The sequence below is a fragment of the Propionicimonas paludicola genome, assembly GCF_002563675.1.
GTDB classification, from domain to species: Bacteria; Actinomycetota; Actinomycetes; order Propionibacteriales; family Propionibacteriaceae; genus Propionicimonas; species Propionicimonas paludicola.
The window spans coordinates 200,277-210,976 of record NZ_PDJC01000001.1 but is presented as its reverse complement, the minus strand read 5'-3'; the positions used below and the strand labels follow the sequence as shown (position 1 = coordinate 210,976).

Sequence of the window (10,700 nt, the reverse complement as noted above, 5' to 3'; positions counted from 1 at the left end):
AACGTAGCGCCGCAGTTTGTCGAACAGGTTACGATTTGCCCAGTCCTACGTAGGTGGGAGTGCGGAAACCGCTGCCACCGACTCAGTTGTCGGTGGAAACCCCCACCAGTGGCGGCTCGGCCGACCACGGGAACGAGATCCACTCGTCGGTCCGCTTCCAGACGTAGTCGCACTTCACGACCGACTGGGACTTCTCGTAGAGGACCGCGGTCCGGGTCTCGGCCACGTGGGTGGCGCAGAAGTCGCGGACCATCTTCAAGGTCTCGCCGGTGTCGGCCACGTCGTCGATGATCAGCACCTTCTGGCCGGACAGATCCACCGCGGCCGGTACCGGCGGCAGCAGCACCGGCAGCGGCAGCCGGGAGTCGACCCCGGTGTAGAACTCGACGTTGATGATGTGCAGATTCTTGATGCCCATGGCGTAGCTGATGGTGCCGGCCGGAAGCATTCCGCCGCGGGTGATCGACAGGATCAGATCGGGCTGGAAGCCCGAATCGACGACCTGCTGTGCCAACTCACGGGCGGCCACACCGAAGGCCTGCCAGGTGAGAACTTCCCGGACCGATTCACTCATGCGCACATCCTGCACTATCGACCCCCTCCCCCGCGCGGTGGACGAGACGGCCGCGGACGGTCAAGATGACCCCATGCTTGCGGTCCGGATCGTGGTGACCGGGCGGGTCCAGGGCGTCGGCTTCCGTTGGTGGGCGCAGAACACCGCCCGAGCCCTCGGCCTGGCCGGAAAGGTGCGCAACCTGCCCGATGGCAGCGTCGAGATCATCGCCCAGGGTGAGCCGGACGCGGTTCGCCGGCTGCTCCGCTTCACCATCGAGCAACCGCCCACCACCGGACGTCCGGGCTGGGTCGACGACTACGACCTGACCTGGCCCGAGCCCATCCCCGGGCGGATCGGCTTCAGCGCCAACTGAGGTCAGTCACCGTAGTGGCCCCAGGAACGGCCGAACACCCCGCGCAGCACGCCGATGCCAGCCGCCCGGCGCAGCTCGCTGCGAGCCCGGGTTGCCAGATCACCGGCCGGACGCAGCCCGGCCAGCCACTCACGCAGTCCGATCAGCCCCCAGTAGCCGCGCAGCTTCGTCCGCTGCAGCCAGCCGTCGGCCAGCGCCACCCGCACCCGGACGGTGCTGTTGGCCCGCACCGCAGCCAGCCGTAGCTGATACTCGCGAGTCAGCCGAGCGGCCGGGACGAGCTCGTCGGCGATCGCCTCGGCACACCAGACGATCCGTCCGCCGCGCTGGGTGAGCTGGCCGGTGAAGTAGGAGTCCTCGCCGCCGGTGCGTCCGAATCGCTCGTCGAAGCGCAGCCCCCACTCACGCACTCGGGCCAGGTCCAGCAGCAGGCTGCCGCTGGCCGCGCGTGCCATCACGTCCCCGGTGCGCAGCTCGGGATGCCGGGGGGCCAGCACCCCGCTGGCCGCCACCCAGGCCGGCACTTCGCCGTCGGGCAGCGAGCAGACCTGGCCGCTCACCGCGGTGGCGCCGGTGCGATCCAGGGTCTCGACCAGGTGGGCCAGCCACCCGTCCCGGGGCAGCTCGTCGTCGTCGATGAACGCCAGAAGGTCGAACTCGGCGGCCTCGTCCAGCGCACGGTTCCGGGCCGCCACGATCCCCGGGCTCGGCTCGACCACGTAGTGAACCCGCGGATCACCAGAGCTCAGCGCGGCCGTCCGGCCACTGGCCTGCGGGTCGTTGTCGACGACGATCAGCTCGCCGCCCACCTGGTCCAGGTGGGTGAGCACGGCGGGCACCAACCGGCCGAGCAGCTCCGGGCGCCGGAAGGTCGTGATCGCTACCGCCAGCCTGGGCATGTCGGCTGCTCAGCCGTCCTGGCCGACGGTGTTGGCGTTGAACGGCATCAGCGGCGCGATGGCCGGGAAGACCCAGGTGAACAGCACGGCGACCACGATCGCGGCCAGCACGATCAGTTCGAGCACCTTGACCAGCTTCGGTCCGGGCAGGATCCGCCACAACAAGGGGTACATCAGCCCTTCACCTCCAAAACCTCGGGCGGCACGCCACCGGCGCGCGGATAGGTGGCGTCCAGCTCGGCGTGGACGATGAACCGCTCCCGCGCCGAGAACTCGGGATGGCAGCTGGTCATGGTCAGGGTCGCCGCGGTCGGCTCGGCCCCGGGCTGATCGGGCACCGGCAGCAGCACCGACACCTGGGTGGGCGGGACGATCTGATGCCCGGTCACTCGATAGACGAAGTAGCTGTCCTTGGTCTCGATCAGCACCACATCGCCATCGCGAAGCTCGGCGATCCGGTTGAACGGCTTGCCGTAGGTGGTCCGGTGGCCGGCCATGGCGAAGTTGCCGATCTCACCGGGCATCGCCGTCTCCAGGTAGTGGCCGACACCGCGCTGCAGCACCGCTCGGGTCGTCCCCTGGTAGAGCGGACGGGCATAGGTGGCCCCGAACCGGGGAATCCGGACGATGGCGTAGGCATCGCCGAGCTTGGCCTTGCCGGGCTGGACGAAACTGGAGTCCGGAGTGTTCAACTCCTGCTCGATGGTGGACACCACCTGGGCGGCGTCGGCGTCGGAGACCACATCGGTCCACCACAGCTGCCAGCCCACGAACAGCAGCAGCAGCACTCCGAGAGTGACCAGCAACTCTCCGAGTAGTCCCACCGCGCCGCGAACGACTCGCATCTTCGGCCCCCTCCGTGCGCTCCGATGCTACCTGCCAGGTTGCGGGCCGACGCGGAAGCGGCGTCCCCACCGAAAAGAGAACAGTTCCCTTTTCTGTGCGGCGGCCCTGCCGAGACTGCCCAGACATAGGCTTTACACAGGAAGTTGCCAGCGGGCGCTCACCCAACCCGGAGAGACTCACAGTATGGCCATTACTGCACGCAGCGGTCAGGAAGCCCTGACCCGGCCGGACGGAAGCGCGATCCGGATCCTCACCGTCGACGACGAGACCAGCCTCACCGAGTTGCTCAGCATGGCGCTGCGCTACGAGGGCTGGGAGGTGTCCACCGCCGCGTCCGGTTTGGCCGCAGTGAAGGCCGCCCGGGAGATCCGTCCGGACGCCATCGTGCTGGACATGATGCTGCCCGACTTCGACGGCCTGGAGGTCATGCGCCGGGTGCGAGCCGAGCAGCCGGACGTCCCAGTGATCTTCCTCACCGCCAGGGACGCTCTGGACGACCGGATCGGCGGCCTCACCGCCGGCGGCGACGACTACGTGACCAAGCCGTTCAGCCTGGAAGAGCTGGTCGCCCGGCTGCGCGGGCTGCTGCGCCGCTCGGGAGCGGCCACCGCGCGCAACGAGTCGCAGCTGGTGGTCGGCGACCTGATCCTCGACGAGGACAGCCACGAGGTCTCCCGCGGCGGGGAGATCATCAATCTCACCGCCACCGAGTTCGAGCTGCTCCGCTACCTGATGCGCAACCCGCGCCGGGTGCTGAGCAAGGCGCAGATCCTGGACCGGGTCTGGAACTACGACTTCGGCGGCCAGGCGAACGTGGTCGAGCTGTACATCTCCTACCTGCGCAAGAAGATCGACGCCGGTCGGTCTCCGATGATCCACACAATGCGAGGCGCCGGCTACGTCCTGAAACCGGCGATCGAGTGAGAGGCAGCCTGAGCCGGAGACTGGTCCGGCGGACCACCGCGCTGGTGGCGCTGGTCACCGTGGTGCTGGCCGTCTTCATCTCACTGGCCAACTTCCAGATCCTCCAACAGCAGTTGGACGAGCGGCTGGAGACTGCGGCTGCACGTCCCGGGCGAGTGGGGGCGAGCTCTCCGAGCAACACCGACGACCCCGCCGGCTCCGGACTGATCCGGATCGATGCGATCACTGGCTTCCCCGTCCGGATCACCGCGCCGGACACCCGCACCGCCGCCATCGCCACCGGGCTGCTCCAGCTGGAGCTTGGTGCGGCGCCGGCGAACGTCGATATCCCCGGACTCGGCCACTACCGGGTCCTGGTCCGCGACTTCGATCGGGGACGGACGGTGGTGGCCCTGCCCTACCGGGACGTGACCAACCCGCTGTACACCCAGCTGCTGATGACCGGCCTGCTCACCCTGGGCGCGATCCTGCTGGCCTACTTGGGCACCCGGCAGATCGTGGCCACCAGCCTGCGTCCGCTGAACCGACTGGCGGCCACCGCCAACCAGGTCTCCGCATTGCCACTGGCCCGCGGCGAAGGTGCGGTGCCGGTCCGGGTAGCCGCTGCCGATGCCGACCCCGAGACCGAGGTAGGCCAAGTCGGACTTGCTCTGAACCTGATGCTCGACAACGTCGAGAACGCGCTGGCAGCCCGGCATCGCAGCGAGACCAAGGTGCGTCGTTTCGTAGCGGACGCCTCACATGAGCTGCGCAACCCGCTGGCCTCGATCCGCGGCTACGCGGAGCTGACCAGGCGATCGAGTGAGTCCCTTCCACCCGATGCCAGCCACGCGCTGTCCCGGATCGAGGCGGAGTCCGAGCGGATGTCGGCCCTGGTCGAGGATCTGCTGTTGCTGGCCCGACTGGACGCCGAGCCCACCCTGGACGTGCGTCCGACCGATCTGACCGAGATGGTGCTCAATGCCGTCGACGACGCCCGGGCCGCCGACCGGGAGCATCACTGGTCACTGAACCTGCCCACCGATGAGGTGCTGGCCAATGTCGATCCCCATCGCACCCATCAGGTGATCGCCAACCTGCTGGCCAATGCGCGCACCCACACCCCGCCCGGAACCCACGTCGAAGCGTCCCTGAGCACGGCGGACGGCTGGGCGGTGGTTGCCGTGACCGACGACGGCCCGGGCGTCCCGCCCGAGATCCAGGACTCGGTCTTCGAACGGTTCACCAGGGCCGATGTCAGTCGGGCACGGCAGACCGGCGGTTCATCCACCGGCCTGGGCCTGGCCATCGTGGCCGCCGTGGTCGGCGCCCAGGGCGGGCAGGTCGGCCTCGACAGCCGGCCCGGCTACACCCGGTTCACCGTGCGTCTGCCGCTGGCCTGAGCGCGGCGGCCCGGCCCTCCCGGCCGCGCACCCGGGTCACCTCGGGAGCTACCGGGGTGGGCGTCGACTCTGAGGAAGTGGGCTGCTCGCTGGACTCGAGGAGGATGAGTTCAGCGAGCAGCCGGTCCCGGTCGCGATCATTCCTAGTCTCCACACCGGGTCGCCACCCGCGGTGGTGGGCCGGCTGTAGGGCCGCGACCAATGCACCGACAAGGACGAGGAAGACCAGGAGCTGCGTCATGGCAGTAATCCTTTCGTCGATCGATTACCGCCACCAGTGGCGGCAATGCCATTGACCACAAGATTTCTGCCAGTACGCTGAGGGAGTGCCCCTGAAGACCATCGCCATGATCGTCACCGAGCCGGTGGCGGTCTTCGAGTTCGGCGTCGTCGTCGAGGTATTCGGCATCGATCGCCAGGAGGAGGGGGTAGCGGGCTTCGAGCTGCGGATCTGCGGGCAGCACCCCGGACGTCCGTTGCGCGCCAAGGCGTCCACCCCGCTGAGCATCATCCCTTCGCACGGGCTGGACGCCGTGGCCGGCGCCGACCTGGTCGTCCTGGTCCCGGCCACTCCGGACCACGGACCGTATCCGGCAGAGGTGATCGAGACCGTCCAAGCCGCCTACGCGGCCGGCAGCACCATCCTCAGCATCTGCTCGGCGGCCTTCCTGCTCGGCGAGGCCGGCCTGCTCGATGGACGTGACTGCACCACCCACTGGATGTACACCGAGGCGCTGCAGCGCCGGCACCCTTCGGCCCGGGTGGATCCCCGCGTGCTGTTCGTGGACACCGGCCAGATCATCACCAGCGCCGGCACCGCCTCCGGGGTCGACGCCTGCCTGCACCTGGTTCGGCGCGAGTACGGCGCTGCCATGGCCAACAAGATCGCCCGCCGGATGGTGGTGCCGCCGCAGCGCGACGGCGGTCAGCAGCAGTTCCTGCCAGCCCCGGTGCCGGAGTGCGCCAGCGAGGGCCTGGCCGAACTCCTGGACTGGGTGCGGACGAACCTGGAACAGCCACACACCGTGGCCAGCCTGGCCGGCCGAGCCAACCTGAGCGAACGCAGCTTCGCCCGTCGGTTCCTGGCCGAGACCGGCACCACGCCGCATCAATGGCTCACCCAACAGCGGGTGCTGGCTGCGCGGGAGCTGCTGGAGTCCACCGACGATCCGGTCGAGCGGATCGCCAGCCAGGTGGGCTTCAACTCCGCAGTGGTGCTGCGTGACCACTTCCGGCGAAGCGTCGGGGTGGCGCCGCTGGCTTACCGGCGCCGCTTCTGCTGAGCTAGGGTCAGTGGCTGTGATGACCACCGAACTGGTCCGCTACGTGGACCACACGCTGCTCTCGCCCACCGCTACCGTCGCCGACATCGGCGCACTGGTGGCCGAAGCCAAGGCGCTGGGCACCTACTCGATCTGCATCTCCCCGGCCATGCTGCCGGTCACCTTCGATCTGGGCGAGCTCAAGCTGGCCACCGTCTGCGGCTTCCCCTCGGGCAAGCACACCGCCGCCATCAAGGCGGCCGAGGCCGCCGAGTCGGTCTCGGCCGGTGCGGACGAGGTCGACATGGTGATCGATCTGGGCCTGGTGAAGGCCGGACGCCTGGAGTCCACCCGCGATGAGATCGCGGCCGTCCGTGCGGTCGTGCCGGGCGTGCTGAAGGTGATCATCGAGTCCGCCGCTCTGACCGACGCCGAGATTGTGGCCACCTGCCAGGCCGCCGAGGCCGCCGGAGCCGACTTCGTCAAGACGTCCACCGGCTACCACCCGGCCGGCGGCGCCTCCGTGCACGCGGTCGAGCTGATGGCCGCCACGGTCGGCGGACGGCTGGGCGTGAAGGCGTCCGGTGGGATCCGGGACTGGGCCACAGCCATTGCCATGATCAACGCGGGCGCCACCAGGCTCGGCCTGTCCGGCACCGCTGCGGTGCTCGCCGGCGCAGCTTCCTGAGCCGGCGAGCCCGAGTTCAGCTGCGCTCGACCACCACGTCGTCCACCGACAGCACCATGGTGTTGGTGGCATTGCCGCTGGTATAGGTCTTCACTCCGAACGACCCCGGACCCTGCAGGGCCGACTCACCGTTGGTGGTGGAGACCGTCCAGCTGGTCGGCTCGTCACCGCTGCGCAGCCAGACCTTGGCCTTGAAGCTGGTCGAGCCACCGCTGGTGGCCAGCTGAGTGGACAGGTTCAGCTTGTCGCCGGGGGTGTAGGTGAGCCCGGAGACCGTCTTGCTGACCAGTACGGTCTCCGTGCCGCCGACCGCCTTCACCAGGTGCTGAGTGACCTGGCCGGTGACCGAGATGTCGGTACGGACCCGGTAGCCCGCCGACCCGTCCGCACTGCGACGCAGGTCGAGGTAGAACCGGACCGGGCCGCCGACCGGCAGCGCATCCAGCGAGATGGACGCCGAGGCGGACAGATCCTGCACTGAGACCGAGTCCAGCGTGGCCCGACCCTCCAGGCCCTTGGAGAGCTTGATCTTGCCGGCGCCGTCCGCCACGTAGAACCAGGACGAGGACAGCCCGCTCAGGCTCCAGTTGCCGCCCTTGTCAGCGGCACCCCAGCCGGGCTTAACCGCCGTACCGAACCGGGCCAGCACCACGGTGGCATCGGCCGGGTCGAAGACCGAGGCGGTCGACGACTTGGTGTCGGTGGCACTGAAGGAGTCGGTCACGGTCAGCTTCACCGTGTAGGTGCCGGCTGCGGAGTAGGTGTGACTGGCCGTCTTGCCGGAACCGGCCGCGCTGCCGTCACCCCAATCCCAGCCGTAGCTCGCGGTGGCGCTGTCGGAGAGCGTGGTCGCGCTCGCGTCCACGGCCACCCCGAGCCCGTCCACCGTGGTGGTGAACGAGGCCACCGGAGCCGCATGGGTCGGGCTGACCGTCTTGGCCTTGGTGCCGGTCAGGGAGTGATCGTCGGTGACGGTCAAGGTGACCGTGTAGTCACCCGGGCTGGCGTAGCTGTGGCTGGCCGTCTTCCCGGTGCCGTCCGCAGTGCCGTCCCCCCAGTTCCAGGAGTAGGTCAGCGAGTCGCCGCCGTCTGCGGTCGATGCGCTGGCGTCCACCGAGACTGCCAGCCCGCTGGCGCTGGCCGAGAAGTCGGCCACCGGAGCTGCATGCGGCGTGGTCACGGTCACCGAGCCGGACGCGGTCCCGGTCAGGTTGTTGGAGTCGGTCACGGTCAGCGTCACCGGGTAGGTGCCGGCAACCGCATAGGTGTGGGACGGGTTGGCCCCGGTCCCGGTCTGGCCGTCCCCGAAGTTCCAGGCGTAGCCGGTGATGGTGCCAGCGCCAGCCGAAGCGGTCGCCGTGAAGGTGGCCGACAGGTCGGTCACCGCACTGGTGAAGGACGCAGTCGGAGCAGTGAGGCCCTTGCCCACGGCGTAGTGGTTGGCCACCTGGCCCGGGGTCAGCGCCGTGCCGTAGACCGCGAACTCGTCGACGTCTCCGACGAAGTAGTTGCCGTTGGAGTTCGGCCAACCGCTCACGCTGTCGCTGCCGATCCGCCAGTAGCCGTCGTAGACCTGGGCGTAGCGGTTCGCGCCGGACGCGACCTGCACGCCATCGACGAACAGAGCCATCCCCGAGGTCGGGTCCATGGTCGCCACCACGTGATGCCACTTGCCGTCGGCGTACCCGCCGCCGGAGCTGATCACGTTGGACTTGTTGGTGTACACGCCGAAGTTCAGCGCCCCATTGGAGCTGAGGTAGACGTGCCGGTCGTAGCTGCTGGAGTTCCCGCTCTGCGAGCTACCGAAACCGAACAGCTTGCCGGCGGCCGTCGTGGTCTTGAACCAGCCTTCCAGGCTGAACCGTTGCGGCTGAGAGACCTTGTTCACCGAGCCGATGTTCGAGCTGGACTGGCCGCCCTGGAACCTTGCCGCACTGCGACCAGTAGCGGGATCGGTGCCAGTGCTCACCCGGAAGCCGGCCACGCCGTTGTTGAGCCCGAGCAGATCGGTCGCACCGCCATTGCCCAACGGCCAGTAGGTGATGGCACCATCGGCCAGAGCTGCCGCCTGGTAGCCGGTCACCGTGGTGCCGGAGATCGTCACCGAAGCATCAGTGGACGTGGCCACATTGCCATTGCTGTCAGTGGCCGTCACCCGGTAGCTGTAGCTCTGTCCGGGAGTCAGGCCGGCGGTGTTGTCGACGAAGTTGAACGACGACAGCGCCCAGAAGTTCGAGTCCAGGCTCTTGCTGGCCACCTTGGTCCAGGTTGTCGCATCCGCCGAGCGGAACAGGTCATAGGTCAGCGTCTTGTCGTCACGGTCCCAGTTGATCGGGACGGACACGCTGGCCAGGCCGGCCGTCGGAGAAGCGGCTGTGATCGTCCACTTCAGGGCCGCGTTGGCGTTCGTGCCGGTCAGTCGCGGGCCGTCACCGGTCGTCCCGGCCACGTTGCTGCGAGCGAACCGGACCAGGCCGTACTGGGTCTTGTTGTTGATGCCGGGGAACTCGCCGCCTGCCACCAGGTAGTCACCCGAGCCGTCCAGGGTCCACACACCCTGGCCCTGACCGGTGGCGCTGCCCGAGATCACGTCCGGGTACCAGTTCAGCATGGCCGGAGCCGGCTGTCCGCCCCAGTTGGAGTACGTGGAGCTCGCGGTGGCCGAGTCCAGGGTTCCCTTGACGTCCTTGGTGAAACCGACCGCATAGTGCACGTTGGAGCCATCGCCCTGCGGGTAGCCGCCGACCGTCTGGCAGTCGTGCGGGTGGCCGGCGAAGTAGACGTTGCTGCCGTCGGAGTAGGCGGTGTACTCGTCGCCGTGGCAGTCCTGCATCCAGGTGATCGCCCCGGTGTCCGGATCGATCCGCGCCGAGCCTTCCAGGTTGCCGGCGGCCACTCCACCGAAGGACCACGCGGTGGCGTAGAGCGAGTCGGCATCGGCGGTGATCGAGTAGACACCGGCCTTGCCGTTGGTGGCACCGTTCTTGATGATCGTCGGAGCGATCCAGTTGCTGATGATGCTGCCGTCGGACGGACTGAGCGCGACCAGGCCGCGCTGCGCGACGCCGTTGACCAGGGTGAACCGTCCACCGACAACGACCTTGTCTCCAGCCGGAGTCAGCGCCATCCCGTCCACCTGCATGTCGGTGGTGGGCGCCCAGGCCAGCAGCTTGCCGGCCGCGTCGAAGGCCATCAGGTTCTTGCGAGTCACTCCGTTGCCGGCGCTGATCAGGCCGCCCACATAGACCACGTCGTTAGTGGCCACGATGGTGTTCACGTACGAGCCGCCGACGGCCGGCTTGAAGGTCTCCAGCAGGGCACCGGTGGCGGTGTCGAAGGCCGCGATGCTCCAGCGAGTCTTGCCGTCCACCTGGCTGAAGGTGCCGCCCACATAGAGCCGCTTGCCGTCCGGCGAAACGGCCAGCGCCTTGATCTGGCCGTTCACCACCGGCGCGAAGCTGTTGAGCGCACCTGTGGTCAGGTTGAAGGAGAGCAGGTTCGAGCGGGCCACCGTGTTCTCGCCGGCCTTCGAGCCTGCCGGACGGGCCGCGGTGAACTTGCCACCGGCGTAGACGGTGTTACCGACCACCTTGACTGCCCAGACCACACCACTGTCGATCTGCGCGGTGGGCAGTGGCACGGCGGTCACCACGCTGGAGCTCCGCGGCTCCACCGGTGCAATGGTGCTGAGCTGGGCCGCCTGCGCGGCCGGTGCAGCCATCATCACCAAGCCGAGCGATGCCGCTGCCGCGATCAGAGACTTCTTCATC

The 10,700-nt window shown here is 68.5% G+C and carries 10 protein-coding genes; 5 read left to right on the top strand and 5 right to left on the bottom strand.

The genetic code is table 11. From position 1 onward, the window contains the following. Positions 1-82: 82 nt before the first annotated feature. On the bottom strand, positions 83-574 hold the full coding sequence (locus ATK74_RS00920) for a phosphoribosyltransferase (protein WP_098459279.1): 492 nt from the start codon (positions 572-574) through the stop codon (positions 83-85). Between the two features lie 73 nt (positions 575-647). On the opposite strand from ATK74_RS00920, the gene ATK74_RS00915 reads away from it, so the two are divergent. Then, complete coding sequence (locus ATK74_RS00915) at positions 648-929, top strand: acylphosphatase (protein ID WP_098459278.1); 282 nt, start codon at positions 648-650, stop codon at positions 927-929. A 2-nt stretch (positions 930-931) separates the two neighbouring features. Here the strand turns inward: ATK74_RS00915 and ATK74_RS00910 are convergent, their stop codons facing one another. Genes ATK74_RS00910 through ATK74_RS00905 form a run of 3 tightly spaced genes read right to left on the bottom strand, consistent with a single transcriptional unit; the run spans position 932 to position 2,673 of the window. Beyond that, positions 932-1,828: a glycosyltransferase family 2 protein gene (locus ATK74_RS00910; protein WP_098459277.1), complete on the bottom strand. Its 897-nt coding sequence runs from the start codon at positions 1,826-1,828 to the stop codon at positions 932-934. Positions 1,829-1,837: 9 nt separating this feature from the next. Continuing rightward, positions 1,838-2,002, bottom strand: coding sequence for a hypothetical protein (locus ATK74_RS15245; protein ID WP_169923675.1), 165 nt, complete (start codon positions 2,000-2,002; stop codon positions 1,838-1,840). Further along, positions 2,002-2,673, bottom strand: coding sequence for a class E sortase (locus tag ATK74_RS00905; protein ID WP_098459276.1), 672 nt, complete (start codon positions 2,671-2,673; stop codon positions 2,002-2,004). Before ATK74_RS00905 ends, ATK74_RS15245 begins: the two co-directional genes overlap by 1 nt. A 184-nt stretch (positions 2,674-2,857) precedes the next feature. On the opposite strand from ATK74_RS00905, the gene ATK74_RS00900 reads away from it, so the two are divergent. The 4 genes from ATK74_RS00900 to deoC all read left to right on the top strand — a co-directional run bounded on the left by ATK74_RS00900 (position 2,858) and on the right by deoC (position 6,930). Beyond that, on the top strand, positions 2,858-3,598 hold the full coding sequence (locus ATK74_RS00900) for a response regulator transcription factor (RefSeq protein ID WP_098459275.1): 741 nt from the start codon (positions 2,858-2,860) through the stop codon (positions 3,596-3,598). Continuing rightward, on the top strand, positions 3,595-4,980 hold the full coding sequence (locus tag ATK74_RS00895) for a sensor histidine kinase (protein ID WP_098459274.1): 1,386 nt from the start codon (positions 3,595-3,597) through the stop codon (positions 4,978-4,980). Before ATK74_RS00900 ends, ATK74_RS00895 begins: the two co-directional genes overlap by 4 nt. Before the next feature lie 326 nt (positions 4,981-5,306). Next, the gene (locus ATK74_RS00885; protein ID WP_245840558.1) at positions 5,307-6,263 is read left to right on the top strand and encodes a GlxA family transcriptional regulator; all 957 of its coding nucleotides are present in this window, start codon (positions 5,307-5,309) and stop codon (positions 6,261-6,263) included. A 19-nt stretch (positions 6,264-6,282) separates the two neighbouring features. Next, complete coding sequence (gene deoC / locus ATK74_RS00880; protein ID WP_098459272.1) at positions 6,283-6,930, top strand: deoxyribose-phosphate aldolase; 648 nt, start codon at positions 6,283-6,285, stop codon at positions 6,928-6,930. A gap of 16 nt (positions 6,931-6,946) precedes the next feature. On the opposite strand, the gene ATK74_RS00875 is transcribed toward deoC, so the two are convergent. Continuing rightward, on the bottom strand, positions 6,947-10,699 hold the full coding sequence (locus tag ATK74_RS00875) for a PKD domain-containing protein (RefSeq protein ID WP_169923674.1): 3,753 nt from the start codon (positions 10,697-10,699) through the stop codon (positions 6,947-6,949). Between the last annotated feature and the right edge of the window lies 1 nt (position 10,700).